This is a genomic window from Halobacillus sp. A1, assembly GCF_024189295.1.
Classification (GTDB): domain Bacteria; phylum Bacillota; class Bacilli; order Bacillales; family Halobacillaceae; genus Halobacillus_A.
This window is the reverse complement of the sequence record NZ_JAIZEN010000027.1, coordinates 14,500-34,224: the sequence shown is the minus strand read 5'-3', so window position 1 is coordinate 34,224 and position 19,725 is coordinate 14,500. Positions and strand designations below refer to the sequence as shown.

21 protein-coding genes, 1 rRNA gene, 1 pseudogene and 2 other annotated features (1 of these 25 only partly in view) are annotated in these 19,725 nt (G+C 42.9%); all 23 genes and pseudogenes read left to right on the top strand.

Going from position 1 to position 19,725, the window contains the following annotated elements:
* Positions 1–9: 9 nt before the first annotated feature.
* The 23 genes and pseudogenes from rrf to rplA all read left to right on the top strand — a co-directional run bounded on the left by rrf (position 10) and on the right by rplA (position 19,609).
* Positions 10–123, top strand: a 5S ribosomal RNA gene (gene rrf / locus LF817_RS18100).
* Positions 124–204: 81 nt separating this feature from the next.
* Complete coding sequence (locus tag LF817_RS18095; RefSeq protein WP_253937214.1) at positions 205–897, top strand: MgtC/SapB family protein; 693 nt, start codon at positions 205–207, stop codon at positions 895–897.
* A gap of 166 nt (positions 898–1,063) precedes the next feature.
* On the top strand, positions 1,064–1,528 hold the full coding sequence (locus LF817_RS18090) for a CtsR family transcriptional regulator (RefSeq protein ID WP_253937213.1): 465 nt from the start codon (positions 1,064–1,066) through the stop codon (positions 1,526–1,528).
* A gap of 21 nt (positions 1,529–1,549) precedes the next feature.
* On the top strand, positions 1,550–2,095 hold the full coding sequence (gene mcsA / locus LF817_RS18085; RefSeq protein WP_253937212.1) for a protein-arginine kinase activator protein McsA: 546 nt from the start codon (positions 1,550–1,552) through the stop codon (positions 2,093–2,095).
* On the top strand, positions 2,095–3,165 hold the full coding sequence (gene mcsB, locus LF817_RS18080; RefSeq protein WP_253937211.1) for a protein-arginine kinase McsB: 1,071 nt from the start codon (positions 2,095–2,097) through the stop codon (positions 3,163–3,165). The genes mcsA and mcsB overlap by 1 nt, the downstream gene beginning before the upstream one ends.
* Before the next feature lie 20 nt (positions 3,166–3,185).
* On the top strand, positions 3,186–5,636 hold the full coding sequence (clpC, locus tag LF817_RS18075) for an ATP-dependent protease ATP-binding subunit ClpC (protein ID WP_253937210.1): 2,451 nt from the start codon (positions 3,186–3,188) through the stop codon (positions 5,634–5,636).
* A gap of 164 nt (positions 5,637–5,800) precedes the next feature.
* Positions 5,801–7,180: a DNA repair protein RadA gene (gene radA, locus LF817_RS18070; protein ID WP_253937209.1), complete on the top strand. Its 1,380-nt coding sequence runs from the start codon at positions 5,801–5,803 to the stop codon at positions 7,178–7,180.
* A 3-nt stretch (positions 7,181–7,183) separates the two neighbouring features.
* Positions 7,184–8,257 carry a DNA integrity scanning diadenylate cyclase DisA gene (disA, locus tag LF817_RS18065; protein ID WP_253937208.1) on the top strand — a complete coding sequence of 358 codons (1,074 nt, stop codon included), beginning with the start codon at positions 7,184–7,186 and terminating at the stop codon, positions 8,255–8,257.
* Positions 8,258–8,398: 141 nt separating this feature from the next.
* The gene (locus LF817_RS18060; RefSeq protein ID WP_253937207.1) at positions 8,399–9,502 is read left to right on the top strand and encodes a PIN/TRAM domain-containing protein; all 1,104 of its coding nucleotides are present in this window, start codon (positions 8,399–8,401) and stop codon (positions 9,500–9,502) included.
* 93 nt (positions 9,503–9,595) lie between these two features.
* Positions 9,596–10,264, top strand: a pseudogene (gene ispD / locus LF817_RS18055) (2-C-methyl-D-erythritol 4-phosphate cytidylyltransferase); the annotation flags it as partial.
* Positions 10,265–10,309: 45 nt separating this feature from the next.
* Complete coding sequence (gene ispF, locus LF817_RS18050) at positions 10,310–10,795, top strand: 2-C-methyl-D-erythritol 2,4-cyclodiphosphate synthase (RefSeq protein ID WP_253937218.1); 486 nt, start codon at positions 10,310–10,312, stop codon at positions 10,793–10,795.
* A gap of 58 nt (positions 10,796–10,853) precedes the next feature.
* Complete coding sequence (gltX, locus tag LF817_RS18045) at positions 10,854–12,323, top strand: glutamate--tRNA ligase (RefSeq protein ID WP_253937206.1); 1,470 nt, start codon at positions 10,854–10,856, stop codon at positions 12,321–12,323.
* Positions 12,324–12,367: 44 nt separating this feature from the next.
* Positions 12,368–12,581 (top strand) — a binding site (T-box leader).
* Positions 12,582–12,655: 74 nt separating this feature from the next.
* Entirely contained in the window at positions 12,656–13,330 is a 675-nt protein-coding gene (gene cysE, locus LF817_RS18040) for a serine O-acetyltransferase (protein ID WP_253937205.1), read from the top strand.
* Positions 13,311–14,714: a cysteine--tRNA ligase gene (cysS, locus tag LF817_RS18035; RefSeq protein WP_253937204.1), complete on the top strand. Its 1,404-nt coding sequence runs from the start codon at positions 13,311–13,313 to the stop codon at positions 14,712–14,714. The genes cysE and cysS overlap by 20 nt, the downstream gene beginning before the upstream one ends.
* Positions 14,714–15,121, top strand: coding sequence for a Mini-ribonuclease 3 (locus LF817_RS18030; protein ID WP_305882263.1), 408 nt, complete (start codon positions 14,714–14,716; stop codon positions 15,119–15,121). Before cysS ends, LF817_RS18030 begins: the two co-directional genes overlap by 1 nt.
* Positions 15,118–15,861, top strand: coding sequence for a 23S rRNA (guanosine(2251)-2'-O)-methyltransferase RlmB (gene rlmB / locus LF817_RS18025; RefSeq protein WP_253937203.1), 744 nt, complete (start codon positions 15,118–15,120; stop codon positions 15,859–15,861). The genes LF817_RS18030 and rlmB overlap by 4 nt, the downstream gene beginning before the upstream one ends.
* 3 nt (positions 15,862–15,864) lie before the next feature.
* Positions 15,865–16,374 carry an NYN domain-containing protein gene (locus LF817_RS18020; protein ID WP_253937202.1) on the top strand — a complete coding sequence of 170 codons (510 nt, stop codon included), beginning with the start codon at positions 15,865–15,867 and terminating at the stop codon, positions 16,372–16,374.
* A 79-nt stretch (positions 16,375–16,453) separates the two neighbouring features.
* Positions 16,454–17,107, top strand: coding sequence for an RNA polymerase sporulation sigma factor SigH (sigH, locus tag LF817_RS18015; RefSeq protein WP_253937201.1), 654 nt, complete (start codon positions 16,454–16,456; stop codon positions 17,105–17,107).
* Between the two features lie 79 nt (positions 17,108–17,186).
* Complete coding sequence (gene rpmG, locus LF817_RS18010) at positions 17,187–17,336, top strand: 50S ribosomal protein L33 (protein ID WP_253937200.1); 150 nt, start codon at positions 17,187–17,189, stop codon at positions 17,334–17,336.
* A 35-nt stretch (positions 17,337–17,371) separates the two neighbouring features.
* Positions 17,372–17,551, top strand: coding sequence for a preprotein translocase subunit SecE (secE, locus tag LF817_RS18005; protein ID WP_253937216.1), 180 nt, complete (start codon positions 17,372–17,374; stop codon positions 17,549–17,551).
* Positions 17,552–17,685: 134 nt separating this feature from the next.
* Complete coding sequence (gene nusG, locus LF817_RS18000) at positions 17,686–18,222, top strand: transcription termination/antitermination protein NusG (RefSeq protein WP_253937199.1); 537 nt, start codon at positions 17,686–17,688, stop codon at positions 18,220–18,222.
* A gap of 150 nt (positions 18,223–18,372) precedes the next feature.
* Positions 18,373–18,798: a 50S ribosomal protein L11 gene (rplK, locus tag LF817_RS17995; RefSeq protein ID WP_101847060.1), complete on the top strand. Its 426-nt coding sequence runs from the start codon at positions 18,373–18,375 to the stop codon at positions 18,796–18,798.
* Between the two features lie 115 nt (positions 18,799–18,913).
* Entirely contained in the window at positions 18,914–19,609 is a 696-nt protein-coding gene (rplA, locus tag LF817_RS17990) for a 50S ribosomal protein L1 (RefSeq protein ID WP_253937198.1), read from the top strand.
* A 52-nt stretch (positions 19,610–19,661) separates the two neighbouring features.
* Positions 19,662–19,725, top strand: a sequence feature (ribosomal protein L10 leader region); it runs 83 nt beyond the window's last position.

Sequence of the window (19,725 nt, the reverse complement as noted above, 5' to 3'; positions counted from 1 at the left end):
AATCAACGATGTAGTGGCGACAGCGAAGAGGTCACACCTGTTCCCATGCCGAACACAGTAGTTAAGCTCTTCAGCGCCGATGGTAGTCGGGTTTACCCCCGTGAGAGTAGGACGCTGCTACGTCAATGTGAAAGTCGAAAGCATATGCTTTCGACTTTTTTAATATATTAATTTAGCTGCTTTTTCCGTGATAGGGGTGTGAAAATGGACCAAGAATATGTATGGTTAGAAAACTTAGACATATTTTTAATTCGCTTAAGTTTAGCATTACTGCTGGCGGGAATGATTGGCTTTGAAAGAGAGCTGAAAAATCATGCAGCTGGTTTTCGTACACATATTCTAGTTGGAGTCAGCTCCTGTTTAATGATGCTTTTATCAATTTATGGATTTGAAAACTTCATAGAAGAATATGATAATATTCGTTTTGATCCATCTCGTATCCCCTCCTACGTAATTAGCGGAATAGGTTTCTTAGGGGCCGGGACGATCATTGTTAATGGTATGACGGTCAGAGGTTTAACTACAGCTGCTTCCATCTGGACCGTTGCAGGTTTAGGATTGGTGATTGGCGCTGGGATGTATGGAGTCGGAATCTTAGCGACTTTTCTCGTCTTATTGAGCTTGATCTTTTTAAATAAGATCGAGAGGAAATTCATGAGGCATTATTATAAGAATTCTTACAGCATTATGGTTAACGAAGCATATCAAATGAATGAGATATTTGAAATATTTGATAGGAGAAATGTTGCGGTAGAAAGAGTGGAAATAGAAAATGTGGGGAATCAGACAAAAAGTATTTTTATTCAAGTGAACCGTAATAACCATTTGACAGAAATAGATATAATAAATGAAATTTCTAAATTGGATTATGTAGAGCGCATCAGCCATAAAGAATAAAGAAAAACTATACGTTTTATTTCGTATAGTTTTTTTGTTTTAATCTTGGATTATTTAGGGAATGATTATTCATGTAGCTTGAAACAAAAATGTTGCGAACACGTATAAAATCAGTATAATAAAGTTAAGGTCAAAGATAGTCAAAGTCAAAAGAGGAGGAGGGAAAATGAGGAATATCTCCGATGTAATCGAAGAATATCTAAAGAATATTCTTGATGATAATAATAAGCACATCGCTGAAATTAAACGTAGTGAAATTGCGGACCAGTTTCAGTGTGTCCCCTCACAAATCAATTACGTGATTAAAACAAGGTTCACCGTGGAAAAGGGATATATAGTCGAAAGTAAACGCGGTGGCGGGGGATATATTCGTATACGTCGCGTCCAGCATCGATCAGTATCTCAAATGATTGATGATATTGTCAGTTTAATTCAGCCGAGAGTTTCTCAGCCTGTAGCATTAGACGTCATAGATAGATTACTTGAGGACGATAGTATTACAAACCGGGAAGCGCGGATGATGACCAGTGTTATGGAACGTGAGGTTCTCGCTTTCCCTCTTCCGCTTAGAGACGAGGTTCGCTCCAGAATCCTTACGGCTATGCTGCTCACCCTTAAGTATAAAAATTAGCTGAGGAGGGAGACGGATACTATGGATTGCCAAAGATGCCATAAACGTCCTGCCACTGTTCACTTGACCCAAGTCATTAATGGTGAAAAGACAGAAGTGCATGTATGCGCGTATTGCGCAAAGGAACAGGGTTACATGTCTGACAACCAGGATTTTACCTTAAATGATTTGCTATCGGGTCTTTTCAATTATGATAAAAGCTCTTCTTACAAAGGAAAGCAATCCAAATCCCATCAATCCAACAAGCAATTGAAATGCCCTGCCTGCGGATTAACATATCAGGAATTTGCACAGGTAGGTAAATTCGGATGTGCGGATTGTTATAAAACGTTTGATGATCGCTTGAACCCGATTTTCCGTCGTGTTCATAGCGGAAATATAAAACATGATGGAAAGATCCCGAAACGGGAAGGTGGAAACTTGCACCTGAAAAAGCAAATGAATGAATATAAAACACAGCTTCAGAACCTCATAGAACAAGAGGAGTTTGAAGAAGCTGCTAAAATAAGAGATCAAATACGTTCTTTGGATGAACAGATCCACCACGGACAGGGCGGTGAGGAATAATGTCTTTACAACAATTCATTAACGAAGCCATAAGTCCCTGGATGAAAGAAGAAGGACCAGACAGTGATATCGTGATGAGCAGCCGGATCAGACTTGCTCGCAACTTTCAAAATTATCCTTTTCCCATAATTTCTTCTGAAGAACGGATGGAAGAGATTTTGCAGTTCTTCAAGGAAGAATATGCCGGGAAATCATTCAGGGATTATCATCAATTTGAAGTTGTTGAAATGGATAAGCTGCAGTCCGTTGAGAAAAGGGTGCTGGTCGAGAAGCACTTGATCAGTCCTCATTTAACAGAACACTCAAAACATTCTGCTTCTTTAATATCGCAAAATGAGCAAGTATCCATTATGATTAATGAAGAAGACCATATTAGAATACAGCTTTACTTTCCAGGTTTTCAATTAGATCGTGCTTTAGAACAAGCTTCCCAGTTAGATGACTGGCTTGAAGAAAAAGTGGATTATGCTTTTGATGAAAATCGCGGATATTTGACGGCTTGTCCTACAAATGTCGGGACTGGAATGAGAGCATCGGTCATGATGCATCTGCCTGCATTAGCCATGACACAGCAGATCACGCGCATGACTCCTGCGATCAACCAGCTTGGCTTAGTGGTGAGAGGAATTTTCGGTGAAGGCAGTGAAGCACTGGGAAACATTTTTCAAATATCCAATCAAATCACCTTAGGGAAGTCAGAAGAAGATATTGTTGAGGATCTGCACAGCATTGTGAAACAGTTGATCGATCAGGAACGTAAAGCCCGTCAAGCGTTAATGCATCGTTCAGGAGTCCAGCTGGAGGATAGAGTTTTTCGTTCCTATGGTGTTTTGAAGCACAGTCGTATCATAGAGTCTAAAGAGGCGGCCAAATGTTTGTCTGATCTTCGCCTTGGAATCGACTTAGGTTTTATCGACCATATCCCTAAAACGATTCTAAATGAGCTCATGGTTTTAACACAGCCTGGTTTTCTGCAGCAATATGCGAAAGAATCTTTATCTCCCTCTGAACGTGATGTTCGCAGGGCTTCATTAATTAGGGAAAGACTTCAATTAGAAAATAAAGAATAATTCGTAAGGAGGTCGTGTCCATGATGTTTGGACGATTTACAGAAAGAGCACAGAAGGTTCTAGCGTTAGCTCAAGAAGAAGCTGTACGCCTTGGTCATAATAACATTGGTACAGAACATATTTTATTAGGTCTTGTAAGTGAGGGAGAAGGTATTGCTGCGAAAGCTTTGACGGCTTTAGGTCTTGAATCTAGTAAAATTCAGCAGGAAGTCGAAAACTTGATCGGCAAGGGGGAGAAAGTTTCCCAGACGATTCATTATACACCACGTGCTAAAAAAGTAATCGAGCTGTCAATGGATGAAGCTCGTAAATTAGGTCATTCTTACGTAGGTACAGAGCATATCCTTCTAGGCTTGATCCGAGAAGGTGAGGGAGTAGCTGCGCGTGTCCTGAATAACCTTGGTGTAAGCTTAAATAAAGCTCGTCAGCAAGTTCTGCAGCTTCTTGGAAACAATGAATCAACAGGCGGACAGAACCGCCGTGGCGGAAGCGGTGCACAGGCAGCTAATGCGAGTACACCTACATTGGATTCTTTAGCCAGAGACTTGACAGCTATTGCAAAAGAAGGAAATATCGATCCAGTGATTGGCCGAAGTAAGGAGATTGAGCGTGTAATTCAAGTGCTGAGCCGTCGTACGAAAAATAACCCAGTCCTTGTAGGGGAACCTGGTGTTGGTAAGACAGCTATTGCAGAAGGTTTAGCTCAACAGATCATGAACAATGAAGTTCCAGAAATCCTGCGTGAAAAACGTGTCATGACTCTTGATATGGGAACGGTCGTTGCGGGAACTAAATACCGCGGTGAATTCGAAGATCGCTTGAAAAAAGTGATGGAAGAGATTCGCCAGGCCAACAACATTATCCTGTTCATCGATGAGCTGCATACACTGATTGGCGCAGGTGGTGCTGAAGGAGCGATTGATGCATCAAACATTTTAAAACCTTCTCTTGCACGTGGAGAACTGCAGTGTATCGGTGCTACTACGCTTGATGAATACAAGAAATATATTGAAAAAGATGCTGCATTAGAGCGTCGTTTCCAGCCTATTAAGGTGGATGAACCGACCCTTGATGAGTCCATTCAAATTTTAAAAGGGCTGCGTGACCGCTACGAAGCGCACCACAGAGTGACGATTACGGATGAATCTATAGATTCTGCCGTCCGCTTCTCTGACCGGTATATTTCTGATCGGTTCCTACCGGATAAAGCGATTGACTTAATCGATGAAGCTGCTTCTAAGGTGCGTTTGCGTTCTTATACAGCTCCACCAAACTTAAAAGAACTTGAGCAAAAGCTTGAAGAAGTGAGAAAAGAAAAGGACGCTGCTGTACAGAGCCAGGAATTTGAAAAGGCTGCATCTTTAAGAGATAGTGAGCAGCGTTTGCGCGACGAGCTTGACGAGACGAAAGATGAGTGGAAAGAAAAGCAGGGGCAAGAGGATTCAGAGGTAACCGTTGAAGATATCGCCTCTATCGTTTCTACGTGGACGGGAGTTCCAGTTTCTAAAATGACAAAAGATGAAAGTGAGCGTCTTCTGCAATTGGAAGATACGCTTCATAATCGAATCATAGGTCAAGAGGAAGCTGTCAAAGCGATATCCAAAGCGATCCGACGTGCTCGTGCCGGACTTAAAGATCCGAAGCGTCCTATCGGCTCATTCATTTTCCTTGGTCCTACAGGGGTAGGTAAGACAGAACTGGCTCGTGCACTGGCTGAAAGCATGTTCGGTGAGGAAGATGCCATGATCAGAATCGATATGTCCGAGTATATGGAAAAACACAGTACGTCCCGTCTTGTCGGGTCTCCTCCTGGATATGTAGGATACGAGGAAGGCGGTCAGCTGACGGAAAAAGTCCGGAACAAGCCATACTCTGTCATTTTATTAGATGAAATTGAGAAAGCTCACCCGGAAGTTTTCAACATTCTCCTGCAAGTACTTGAAGATGGACGCTTGACTGATTCTAAAGGCCGGGTGGTAGATTTTCGAAATACCGTATTGATCATGACGTCCAATGTCGGTGCTCATGAACTGAAATCTAATAAATACCTTGGGTTCTCTATGGGAGAAGCTAATCAGGATTATAAAGATATGAAATCCAAAGTGACAGATGAATTGAAAAAAGCATTCCGCCCTGAGTTCTTGAATCGTATTGATGAAACGATTGTGTTCCACTCCCTCGAGAGAAAACACATGAAGCATATCGTAACGCTAATGTCAGAGCAGCTTAGAAAACGTCTGCTTGATCAAGAGATAGACTTCACGCTCACTGAAAAAGCAATTGAGCATATTGCTGAAGAAGGCTTTGATCCTGAATACGGGGCTCGTCCGCTTCGCCGTTCCATTCAGAAGAACGTGGAAGATCTATTATCTGAAGAGTTGCTAAAGGAAAATATCCAAAAAGGTCAAAAAGTTAAAATTGACCTGAATGATGATAAGGAATTTACAGTTCACACTCAACAAGAAGCATAAAATATGAATAAAGTATGAATGTTTCTAATCGGAAGGTGTTTGCCTTCCGATTTTTTTCCGTTTCAGATATGATTTTAGTAAGAATAAATTAATCTAATTGACACTCTTGTGAAACTTTTTCACAAACAAAAGCGTATATAATAAGAGGAGAGGGAGAGGTTACCTTGGCAAAAAGAAAAATAAAGTTTGTTTGTCAGGAATGCGGGTATGAATCTCCTAAGTGGATGGGGAAGTGTCCAGGGTGTCATCAGTGGAATACACTTGTTGAAGAAGCTGCTATGACAGGCAGCGGAAACTCTAGACATATATTTCAGACGAATTCCCAGACCTCTGCAAAACCGGAGAAAATTACCGCTATCAAATCTGAAAAAGAACCAAGAATGACTACTGACATGCCGGAGTTGAACCGGGTTCTTGGCGGCGGTATAGTGCCTGGGTCTCTGGTTTTAATAGGGGGAGATCCGGGTATCGGGAAGTCAACCTTGCTCTTGCAAGTATCTGCCCAAATTGCGGACAAACAATTACCAGTTTTATATATATCAGGAGAAGAATCATCTAGACAGACGAAGCTTCGCGCTGAAAGATTAAATATAACGTCCGACGAGCTTTACGTGCTGTCTGAAACCAATTTACAGGATGTGATCACTCAAATCGAACAAATCGATCCCAAGTTCGTCGTGATCGACTCAATTCAAACGATTTTTAAAGAAGACATCACTTCAGCGCCCGGAAGTGTTTCACAGGTTCGGGAATGTACGAGCCAGCTGATGAGGATCGCCAAAAGTAAAGGCATTCCTATTTTTATAGTGGGCCACGTTACAAAAGAGGGTTCGATTGCAGGACCGCGGCTTTTGGAACATATGGTGGATTCGGTTCTATATTTTGAGGGAGAGCGTCATCACACGTTTCGAATATTGAGAAGTGTAAAAAACAGATTCGGAAGCACTCACGAAATGGGTATCTTTGAAATGAAAGAGAAGGGCCTGGAAGAGGTGCTGAACCCTTCAGAGATCTTTTTGGAGGAACGGTCCCAGGGAGCTGCTGGATCGATTGTAGTTGCTTCTATGGAAGGCACAAGGCCTGTTCTAGTTGAGATTCAAGCGCTTATATCTCCTACTTCTTTTGGAAACCCTAGACGTATGGCTACGGGTTTGGATACTAGTCGTGTTCCTCTTCTGATGGCCGTCCTCGAAAAGCGGGCTGGCTTACTCTTGCAGAATCAGGATGCCTATATTAAAGTGGCCGGCGGAGTGAAACTAGATGAACCTGCCATCGACTTAGCGGTCGCTTTGAGTATTGCCTCCAGTTTTAGGGAACAAGTATCAAACGGTGATGATGTTGTAGTAGGGGAAGTCGGCTTAACAGGGGAAGTCAGGCGGGTGGCTCGAATTGAGCAGCGTGTCCAGGAAGCTGCCAAGCTTGGTTTTAAGCGAGTCATTATCCCTAAGAAGAATTTAGAAGGCTGGACGCCGCCATCCTCTATTGAAGTGGTGGGTGTCAGTACAGTGCAGGAAGCTATGCAAGTAACATTGGGGGATCGATAGATAATGGAAGGTCATGAACGTAATGAAAACCGCATCGGAGATATGCTTCAATTCGTGGCTCCAGGCACTCCCCTTCGTGATGGCATCGATAACGTGCTGCGTGCGAAGACGGGTGGATTGATCGTCATCGGGTATGGGAAGGAAGTTCAGCAATTAGTGGATGGAGGTTTCCATATCCAGTCTGAATTCACTCCAGCCCATTTATATGAACTGGCGAAAATGGATGGAGCTTTAATTCTTAACGATGAAGGTACAGAGATCTTATATGCTAATGCACAATTAATGCCGGACCCCGATATCATCTCGACTGAAACGGGGATGCGCCACCGAACAGCAGAACGAGTAGCTAAACAGACAGGTCACTTAGTTATTGCGATTTCACAAAGACGAAACGTCATAACTTTATATAAAGGCCCGGTCCGTTATTCACTTCAAGACATCGGAGTCATTTTGACGAAAGCGAATCAAGCCATTCAAACGCTTGAAAAATATAAGCTCGTGCATGACCAAAGTATTACGAACCTTGGGGCGATGGAATTTGAGAATATGGTCTCATTTTCTGAAGTCATTCAAGTTATCCACCGCATCGAAATGGTATTGCGGATCAAAAGGGAAATTTTGAATTACGTAAATGAATTAGGAACAGAAGGCCGTTTGATTCAATTACAGCTCACCGAACTGGTGTCGAATATTGAAGAGGAAGCTTCCCTTCTTTTAAAAGACTACAGTAAGAAGCCGGATTACGAGCCTTACTATATTCTAAGAAAAATGCAAGAGGAATCAGGGACAGAGCTCCTCGCGGATGAACAAGTGCTTAAGCTGTTAGGGTACGCATCGGGAACGAAACTTTCCGATATGATTTATCCAAGAGGCTACCGGATTATGCACCGCATCCCGCGTCTTCCTTCACTGATCATTGAACATTTAGTTGAAAGGTTCGGTACTTTGAACGATGTCGTACAGGCCTCTGTTAAAGAACTGGTAGAAGTGGACGGTGTCGGGGAAGTAAGAGCTAAGAAAATATGTGACGGTTTGGAACGGATTCAGGAACAGCTGTTTGTGGATCGACATTTATAGACATTTCATGTAGATAAAATAGGCACTTTTACAAATTGAAAAATATTGGAATTTGTGCTAATTTTATAAACAATCATTTACACCATTTTACGGTTAGCAGCTATTGAGGTTGGTCATAATGACACTAAGGAGGTGAAGCGAGTGCTTAAACGAATTGTTCAGTTATTTATTGTCATAACCGGCGGTACTGTAGGTTACCTTTATATCCCGGAATTATTTTCAATGATGGACGTGACCTGGCAGAGTTGGATTCAATCTGTAGCAGGAGCTATTATCGGAGCACTTATATTATTTTTATTGACATTTTGGGTTGTGGATTATATTGTCAACTTCCTGAGGTGGGTCGAGGACGCACTTGTACGAGCACCTGTTGCCGATTTGTTATTTGGCAGCCTTGGTTTAATCGTCGGCTTGATCATCGCTTATTTAGTAAATAACCTGCTGCAGGATATTGAAATTAAAGTGGTCAGTCAAATTTTACCGATATTCATTACTTTTCTGCTCGGTTATTTCGGTTTTCAAGTTGGTTTTAAGCGTAAGGATGAATTTTTGAATTTGTTGACGATTGCGAAACGAGACAAGAAGGCTGTTGAGGGTGAAGATGATCAGGGAGCGATGGTAGATGCTTCTTTAGTTCCAAAAGAAAAAATTCTTGATACGAGTGTTATTATTGATGGCCGTATCGCTGATATTTGTGAAACTCATTTTCTGGAAGGTACGATTGTCATTCCCCAGTTTGTACTGGAGGAGCTTCAGCATATTGCGGATTCCTCGGATGGATTGAAGCGTAATCGGGGACGACGTGGACTTGATATTCTGAACCGTCTGCAAAAAGATCTGCCGGTGAAGGTGGAAATTTACGATGGCGATTTTGAGGAAGTCCAGGAAGTAGACAGCAAGCTGGTTAAGCTGGCGAAATTGATGAACGGAATTGTTGTAACGAATGATTTCAACTTGAATAAAGTCTGCGAATTCCAAAATGTACAAGTGTTGAATATTAATGACCTCGCGAATGCTGTGAAACCTGTTGTGCTGCCAGGAGAAGAAATGTCCATCCAGGTCATTAAAGACGGGAAGGAACAGAGGCAGGGCATCGGATATTTGGATGACGGCACGATGATCGTTGTCGAAGAAGGTAAAGACTATATTGGCAAAACGATCGAAGTCATTGTCACAAGTGTACTTCAGACTTCAGCGGGACGAATGATTTTCGCGAGGCCGAAATCACTTGAAAAAGCATTGTAAAAACGGTATAACAAATAGAGATTAACAAAAGTGATAACAGTATGTTATCGCTTTTGTTGTTTCACTCTTCATCACTAAGTTTGATGATTTAGGATGGTTCTGATGATAAATTACACAGCAATAATATTAGCTGCAGGCCAGGGGAAAAGAATGCTGGCTGGTCAAAACAAACAGTTTCTCATGATTAATGATGTACCTTTGATCATACATACACTGACGGTTTTTGTTCAGGATACTTGGTGTAATGAGATTGTGCTCGTGACCAATGAACAAGAACATACGCAAATGAAGAATCTGCTCAAAGAGCATTCACTCATCCAAAAGGTCCAACTCGTTAATGGTGGAATAGAACGCCAGGACAGCGTTTATGAAGGGCTTCAAGCCATAAAGCTTAAACACCAGCCTGTGTTCATCCACGATGGCGCACGGCCTTTTGTAAAAACAAAACACCTTCATGAGCTGGCGGAAGTTGTAGGTAGGAACAGAGCTGGTTTGCTCGCCGTACCGGTAACGGACACCATTAAACAAAAGGATAACGGACGATTGAATACGCTGGACCGGCATACGTTGTGGGCGGCTCAGACTCCACAGGGCTTCGCCTATGATCTGATTAATGAAGCCCACAACTCGGCGAAAGACTCCGGGTATTATGGAACGGATGATGCTTCACTTGTGGAACGTTTACATTATAAAGTCGAGATCGTTGAAGGAAGCTACGATAATATAAAATTAACTACACCTGAAGATTTGGCAAAAGCCGAATCCTACGTCAAACAAGGTGAAACTAGAAAGGATGCGAATAAATCCATGATCAGGATCGGACAGGGGTTTGACGTTCATCAATTTGCAGATAATCGCCCATGTATCGTCGGAGGAATCACTATTCCACATGACCAAGGACTTCTTGGCCACTCGGATGCGGACGTTTTACTGCATACGATAGCTGACGCTTGCTTAGGTGCTATTGGTGAGGGAGATATCGGCCGCCACTTCCCAGATACCGATGATTCTTTTAAAGATGCAGATTCTGGCGAGCTTTTGAAAGAGGTATGGGGGTTTGTAACCGAGCAAGGATATGAACTCGGAAACCTGGATTGTACGGTAATCGCCCAGTCTCCTAAAATGGCTCCATACATTGAAGAAATCCGTCAGAACATCGCCTCATTGTTAGAAAGCGAACCTGGAAAAATCAATGTGAAAGCTACCACTACTGAAAAGCTAGGCTTTACCGGACGTAAGGAAGGAATGGCATCTCAGGCTGTAGTGCTTCTGCAAAAGAATCCACAAGCTTAGGGAATTAATGATAGAATGAAAAAAGATGAAGAACGGAAAATGGAAGGGGTATAAAATTATGAGTAACGAAGTACGTGTGCGCTATGCGCCGAGCCCAACGGGGAACCTTCATATAGGGAATGCTCGTACAGCTTTATTTAACTATTTATTCGCAAGGAACGCGGGAGGGAAATTCATCATCCGTGTAGAGGACACTGACGCAAAGCGTAATGTTGCTGGCGGAGAAGAGAGTCAATTGAATTATTTGAAATGGCTTGGCATCGACTGGGATGAAGGGGCAGATATCGGCGGCAATTACGGTCCATACCGCCAGATGGAACGTCTGGACCTGTATAAGAAATATGTAGACGAGCTGCTTGAACGCGGCTTAGCTTATAAATGCTATGTTACGGAAGAAGAGCTGGAAGCGGAGCGAGAAGCACAAATCGCTCGTGGCGAAGCGCCTAAGTATTCAGGAGCCCATCGTGACCTGACTGCCGAGCAGATCAAACAGTTTGAAGAAGAAGGTCGTCAGCCGAGTATACGGATTCGTGTCCCTGAGAACTATACGTATGTATTTAACGATATTGTACGTGATAAAATCTCGTTTGAATCCAGTGATTTCGGTGACTGGGTCATCGTGAAGAAAAACGGAACGCCGACCTATAATTTTGCCGTAGCTGTAGATGATCATCTGATGGAAATCAGCCACGTACTGCGTGGTGAGGAGCATATTTCCAATACTCCAAAACAAATGATGGTGTATGAAGCGTTTGGATGGGAGCCGCCAAAGTTCGGTCATATGACATTGATTCTTAATGAAAACCGTAAAAAGCTCAGCAAGAGAGATGAGCATATCCTCCAGTTTATTGAACAATATAAGAACTTAGGATATTTACCTGAAGCTTTATTTAATTTTATTACGCTATTAGGATGGTCACCAGTAGGAGAGGAAGAGATCTTCACTCAAGACAAATTAGTGGATATCTTTGACGCAGAGCGTCTTTCCACGTCCCCGGCCATCTTTGATGCCGCCAAACTTAAATGGATGAACAATCAGTATATAAAAGCTTCCAGCTTAGAGCGTGTCGTTGATTTAACCCTTCCTCATTTAATCAAAGCGGGCCGCGTTCCTGGGGAGATGAAGGAGGAAACGCGTGAATGGACGCATGAATTGATCTCCCTCTACCACGAACAGCTTAGCTACGGAGCAGAAATCGTGGAACTTACAGACCTCTTTTTCAGAAAAGAAATTCAGTACGACGAGGCTGCTCTGGAAGTTCTTCGCGGCGAGCAAGTCCCTGAAGTGCTGGAAGTTTTCAAAACTAAGCTTGCTGAACTTGAGGAATGGACGCCTGAAAACATTAAAGCTCAGGTCAAAGCTGTGCAAAAGGAAACCGGCTACAAAGGGAAGAAGCTGTTCATGCCGATCCGAGTGGCAACGACAGGACAGACCCACGGGCCAGAACTTCCAAATGCGATTCGTCTATTAGGATTAGAAACTGTGACCATTCGTCTCAATGATGCTTTGAACCAAATCCAAGGCTAATGTGTTCACAAATTTCAGTTTTTATCATATAGTTAAGATACCAATATGAAACGTTGAAGAGGAGAAGTAAGAATTCTTCCCCTTACTTAGAGATAATCACCTGGGCTGAAAGTGATTTTAAGGGGCGATTCTGAAATGCACCTCTGAGTCCCTTGTCGAATTCAGTAGGCTAGGGCGGTTCCTGCCGTTATCCAGGCCAAGATAGGAATGAAAGTAGTTCCTAAACAGAGTGGAACCGCGCTTAAACGCGCCTCTGTGCGATCGAGCACAGAGGCGCGTTTTTTTCTATTTAGAAGGCATGGTTCTTATGACTACTCAAAGGAGGTAGACAAATGGGGCTTTTCAAGTTGTTTAAAGAAGATGTAGATGTCGTTTTTGACCAAGACCCGGCTGCGCGTTCCTATATTGAAGTCATTTTGACGTATTCGGGACTTCATGCCACTTGGGCACATCGAGTCGCTCATGCCATCTATAAAAGGAAATTTTTCTTTTTAGCACGACTAATATCACAAATCAGCCGTTTCTTTACAGGAATCGAAATCCATCCGGGAGCTAAAATCGGCCGGAGATTTTTCATAGATCATGGTATGGGAGTTGTCATCGGTGAAACTTGTGAAATCGGTGATAATGTAACGTTGTTTCAGGGGGTTACTCTTGGAGGCACAGGCAAAGAGAAAGGCAAACGTCACCCGACGTTAAAGGACAATTCCTTAGTCGCAACGGGAGCTAAAGTATTAGGTTCGATTACAATAGGGGCAAATTCCAAGATAGGGGCCGGTTCTGTCGTACTTAAGGATGTCCCAGATAATTCCACGGTCGTTGGGATCCCTGGTCATGTAGTCGTTCAGGATGGCAAGAAAATCCGCCAGAAGGACTTAGATCACCATAAACTTCCAGACCCCGTCTACGATCGGTTGAATGAAATGGAAGAAGAGATAAAGAATCTGTGTCTGCAGTTGGAAAAAGAGGAAAAAGGAGCGAAAGAGCATGAGCATAAAAGTTTATAATACACTCACGCGAGCCAAAGAAACGTTTACACCGTTAGAAGAAGGAAAAGTAAAGATGTACGTGTGCGGTCCTACCGTATACAACTATATCCACATCGGAAATGCCCGTCCTGCGATCGTATTTGATACGGTCAGAAGGTATTTTGAGTATCGAGGGTATGATGTACAGTACGTATTAAATTTTACAGATGTCGATGATAAGCTCATTAAAGCCGCTAACGAAATGGGAGAAGAGGTCCCGGATATCGCGAATCGCTTTATTGATGCTTATAAGGAAGATGTCGGTGCACTGGGAGTGAAGGAAGCCGTCCACCACCCGCGTGTCACTGAAAATATGAATGAAATCATTGAATTTATCCAGGGGTTGATCGACAAGGGATACGCTTATGAATCGGAAGGAGATGTGTATTTCCGCACACGTTCCTTTGATCAGTATGGCAAGCTCTCCCACCAGTCGATAGATGAGCTGAGGTCAGGAGCTCGTATTGAAGTAGGCGAGAAAAAAGAAGACCCTTTGGATTTCACCTTATGGAAAGATGCGAAGGCTGAAGAGATCTCCTGGGAAAGTCCATGGGGAAGCGGCCGTCCTGGCTGGCATATCGAATGCTCAGCGATGGCGAAGAAGTATCTCGGGGATACGATTGATATCCATGCAGGCGGTCAGGATTTGACCTTCCCTCACCACGAAAATGAAATTGCTCAATCTGAAGCGAATAATGGTTCTTCATTTGCTCGTTATTGGCTGCATAATGGGTATATTAATATTGAGAACGAAAAAATGTCAAAATCACTCGGGAACTTTGTGCTGGCTCATGACCTCGTCAAAAAGCATGATCCACAGGTCATCAGGTTCTTTATGCTCAGCGTCCATTATCGTCATCCAATCAATTTTAGTGATGAGCTATTGGGGGGAGCTAAGAACAGCTTCGATCGTATCCGTAACGCATATGAAAACTTGAAGCACCGGGAAGCTTCAAGTCTTGATTTAACGGAAGACAACGATAAATGGCTCGAGGATATCGAAAAATACAAGCAGCAATTCATTGCTGAAATGGATGACGATTTCAATACTGCGAATGCGATATCTGTTTTATTTGATGTTACGAAGGCGGCTAACCTGTATCTCAAATCTGATCAAACGCATACCGAAGTGATTGAACGTTTCATCCAAACGATCGAAGAACTGACAGGAGTGCTGGGGCTTGTCATAAAACAGGACGATGAATTGCTTGATGAAGAAATCGATGCGCTTATCGAAGAAAGAAAGCAGGCGCGTAAAGATAGGAACTTCGCACGAGCAGATGAGATTCGTGATGAATTGAAAGCCCGTGATATCGTATTAGAAGATACAGCTCAAGGTACTCGCTGGAAACGAGGGTCCTGATGGAATTCACTAACGTTAAACAAATGAAAAGCCTCGCGCTCGCTTATATGGGGGACGGGGTTTATGAACTTTATGTGCGCCGCCACCTATTAGCAAAAGGAGAAATCAAACCGGAGCAGCTGCATAGAACAGCCGTCCAGTTTGTTTCCGCAAAATCACAGGCCAAAGTCGTACAAGCATGGAATGACCAGGGCATGCTGACAGAAGAAGAAGAAGGTGTCTTACGGCGAGGGCGTAACGCAAAATCAGGAACCATTCCTAAAAACACCGATGTACAGACTTATCGGTACTCGACAGCTTTTGAAGCGGTTCTTGGATTTCATTATTTATCCGGAAATGAGGAACGCCTGCAAGAGCTGATCGATTCCGCTATACAAATTGTCGAGGAAAGGAGAAGCAAATCATGAGTGATGAATGGATTATCGGTAAAAACCCAGTCCTTGAGGCGATGAGGTCAGGCCGCTCCATAAATAAAGTGTTTGTATCCGATCAGCTGCAGCCGCAAGCTTTACGGAAAATTGAACAAACGGCGAAAGAGCATGGGGTGCTTGTCCAGAAAGCCCCAAAGAAAAAGATCGATCAACTTTCTGATGGCAACCATCAGGGAGTGATTGCCGCGGTAGCCGCGTATGAATACAGTGACATCGATGACCTTTTTGCACGGGCCGAGTCTAAAGGGGAAGAGCCGTTTTTTATTATTTTAGATGAAATCGAAGATCCTCATAACTTAGGTTCCATTTTACGAACGGCTGACGCCAGCGGGGCTCACGGGGTGATTATTCCGAAGCGGCGCTCGGTAGGCTTGACTTCGACCGTCGCTAAGACCTCCACAGGAGCGATTGAATATATTCCAGTAGCCAGAGTAACGAACCTGTCACGGACGATCGATGATCTGAAGGAGCGGTTTGTGTGGGTCGTCGGCACAGATGCAGAAGGCACCGAGGATTATCGTCAGCTTGACGGAAAAATGGCAATAGCCTTAGTGATCGGAAGCGAAGGCAAAGGAATGAGCCGTCTGACAAAAGATAAATGCGATTGGACTGTGAGTCTGCCGATGGCTGGACAAGTCACTTCGCTAAACGCATCAGTGGCTGCTTCATTACTGATGTATGAAGTCTACAGGAAGCGTCACCCTCTAGGGGATTAAGAGATGAATGTCTTATTAGTAGATGGCTATAATATCATTGGTGCTTGGCCGGATCTCAAAAAAATGAAAGATACAGACCTAGGACAAGCCAGACAGCTCCTTGTCGAAATGCTGGCTGAGTACCAGTCCTACACGGGCGTCCGCTTAATTATCGTGTTTGATGCCTACCACGTCAGAGGTCTTGAAAATAAACAAAAGAATTTCAATGTGGAAGTCATTTATACAAAAGAAAATGAAACAGCAGATGAGAGGATCGAAAAGCTGGCTGGTGAATTGAATGATGTGCGGACCAAAGTCTATGTAGCAACGTCTGACTATGCAGAACAGCGGACGATCTTTGCTCAGGGCGCTTTTAGGAAATCAGCAAGGGAATTGTACATTGAATTGACCAATATTCAACAAGAAATAAAAAAAGATGTTGAATCTCATAAACAATTAAAATATCAGTCTAAAATCCCGATGAATAAAGAAATACGTGATATTTTTGAGAAGTGGAGACGAGGCGATAAATAGCTTTCGCCTTATTGACGCTTTTGAAACGCTTACTGTATAATATTTCTATATTTAGGAATCTAAGTCGGAGGGATCCTGTGTGAGCATCGGACAAACGAAGACAGGCATCGAGAAGTTGGATTTTAGTAGACTTGATGACGAAGAAATAATAGAAAGAATCAATCTGGGACAAGTCCAGGCGCTGGATTTTTTGATTGACAAGTACAAAAATTTCGTTCGTGCTAAAGCCCGGACGTATTTCCTCATTGGCGCAGATCGGGAAGACATTGTGCAAGAAGGGATGATCGGTCTGTATAAGGCTATCCGTGATTATCAGGGAGACAAACTCTCTTCTTTCAAAGCCTTTGCTGAACTGTGTGTTACCCGTCAGATTATTACCGCTATTAAAACGGCCACTCGTCAAAAACACATTCCACTAAATTCATACGTCTCACTGGACAAGCCTATTTTTGATGAAGAAGCAGATCGCACCCTCCTTGATGTCATAGCTGGCTCGAAAGCTATCGACCCTCAGGAGTTGATGGTCAACAAAGAAAGATTTGGAGACATAGAAGAAAAAATCTCTGAGCTGTTAAGCGACCTCGAGCAGAAAGTATTGGCGCTATATTTAGATGGGAAGACGTATCAGGAGATTTCAGTTGAGCTGAACCGGCATATCAAGTCAATAGATAATGCACTGCAGCGGGTGAAACGTAAGCTTGAGAGGTATATAGAGTTCTCAGAAACTACTTAACAAAACGTGAATTGACACTAGATAGTAAGCGTGCTACATTAGTGAAAGTGAATATACCTCTGAAATGAGGTGACTGTCGTTGAGAAAAAAAGTTATTCTTGCCTGTACCAAATGTTTAAGCCGTAATTATACTACAAATATAAATCGCTCGAATCAGTCCGAACGTTTAGAAGTTCGCAAGTTTTGCAAAACGTGTAGTGAACATACACTTCACCGTGAAACGAAATAGAGGATGAAGCCGGTGGGCGTAAGTTTGGGGGTAGTATCAGTATGATCAAGTTCTTTAAAAATGTATCTCGCGAAATGCGTAAAGTGAGCTGGCCTAAAGGGCAGGAATTAACGAGGTATACGATTACCGTACTTTTTACTGTAGCTTTTGTAGCCGTGTTTTTTGCGGTAGTAGACTTAGGCATCACACAAATACTTGAACTCATTCCGAGCTAATAGTACAGTCAAATTTGTGATATACTAGATAATAGTCTTGTTGCAAAAAACCCGTTTAACGGGTTTTTTCATGTTGGAAATCTTTTTAATACGATCGATAAGGGAGGGAAGGGCAAGCCGCTTGTCCTGCATAAATGGAAAAAAGATGGTATGTGGTCCACACGTATTCAGGTTATGAAAACAAAGTGAAGACCAACTTAGAAAAACGAGTCGAGTCAATGGGAATGGAAGACAAGATCTTTCGTGTACTTGTTCCTGAAGATGAAGAAACTGAAATCAAAAATGGTAAACGTAAAGTGAATAAGAAAAAGGTGTTCCCGGGTTATGTCATCGCTGAAATGGTCATGACAGACGACTCCTGGTATGTCGTTCGAAATACTCCTGGAGTCACTGGCTTCGTTGGCTCGACTGGTTCCGGATCAAAGCCAATCCCTCTCTTGCCTGAAGAAGCAGATACCGTGCTTAAACGCATGGGAATGAAGGAGCCTTCTAAAGCAGATATCGATTTTGATATAAAAGAGAGCGTCACTGTAAAAGAAGGGCCGTTCGCCAACTTTACCGGCACCATCGAATCGATTGATGTCGATAAGCAGAAAGTCAAAGTACATGTCAATATGTTCGGCCGTGAAACTCCGGTTGAATTAGATTTCTCACAAATAGAAAAATTATAAATTCTCTCTCACCCTTGCAATATGTTTGAATAGATGCTAAAATTCTTATGTTCATTATGTGCCTCGAGGAAGAGGCGTTAACGCATATTGTAAATGAGTGGGAGGGGAAAACCCTATTACCACATCACGGACTTTAAGGAGGTGTGTCTCGTGGCTAAAAAAGTTATTAAAGTTGTAAAGCTACAGATTCCAGCAGGTAAAGCGAACCCAGCTCCACCGGTAGGACCGGCACTAGGACAAGCGGGTATTAATATCATGGGCTTCTGTAAAGAATTTAACGCTAAAACACAAGATCAAGCAGGAATGATCATTCCCGTAGAGATCTCTGTTTTTGAAGATCGTTCTTTTACATTTGTTACAAAAACTCCACCAGCTGCTGTTCTGCTTAAGAAAGCAGCCGGAATCGAATCAGGTTCAGGTGAGCCAAACCGTAACAAGGTAGCTTCTGTTAAACGCGATCAAGTAAAAGAAATCGCTGAAACAAAAATGCCTGACTTGAATGCTGCTGACGTTGAAGCTGCAATGCGCATGGTTGAAGGTACAGCGCGCAGTATGGGAATCACAGTTGAAGACTAATCCCACAGCGTCACTCTAATGGAGTTAAAGGTTGCGAAACAGGAGTGATCCTAGGTTCGCAACCTTTATTCGTGGGAGGTTAATCCGTTAAAACCACAATGAGGAGGAAATAAAAATGGCTAAAAAAAGCAAAAAGCAACAAGAACTACAAAAACTTGTTGACCGTACAAAAGCTTATGAAGTACAAGAAGCAGTTAGTCTTGTGAAAGAAACATCAAAGGCGAGCTTTGATGAAACTGTTGAAGCGGCTTTCCGTCTTGGGGTTGACCCTAAGAAAGCAGACCAGCAAATCCGTGGAGCAATGGTGCTTCCACACGGTACAGGTAAGACTCAGCGCGTTCTAGTTTTCGCTAAAGGTGATAAAGCGAAAGAAGCAGAAGCTGCTGGAGCTGACTACGTAGGAGAACAAGACTTGATCAGCCAAATTAATCAAGGATGGTTCGATTTCGACGTAGTTGTTGCAACACCTGATATGATGGCTGAAGTTGGTAAGCTTGGTCGAGTACTTGGACCAAAAGGACTTATGCCGAACCCTAAAACAGGAACAGTTACTTTTGAAGTTGAAAAAGCAGTTAATGAAATTAAAGCAGGTAAAGTAGAATACCGTGTCGATAAAGCGGCTAACATCCATGTACCTATTGGAAAAGCTTCTTTCGATCAAGAAAAGCTTGTTGAGAACTTCAAAGCAATCACTGATCAGTTAGTGAAAGCTAAGCCTCAAGCTTCAAAAGGTACCTACATGCGTAATGCTGCCGTATCTTCTACAATGGGGCCTGGAATCAAAGTTGATGTATCCGGCTTCGTGAAGTAATAAATAATGGTTGACTTTCCGTTTTTAATTTCTTATAATTAGAAACGTTGTATAAATTGAATACGTTATACCGAAGACAGCAGGTGCGGATCCCGCTTAATTTCCTGCCGAGGTGT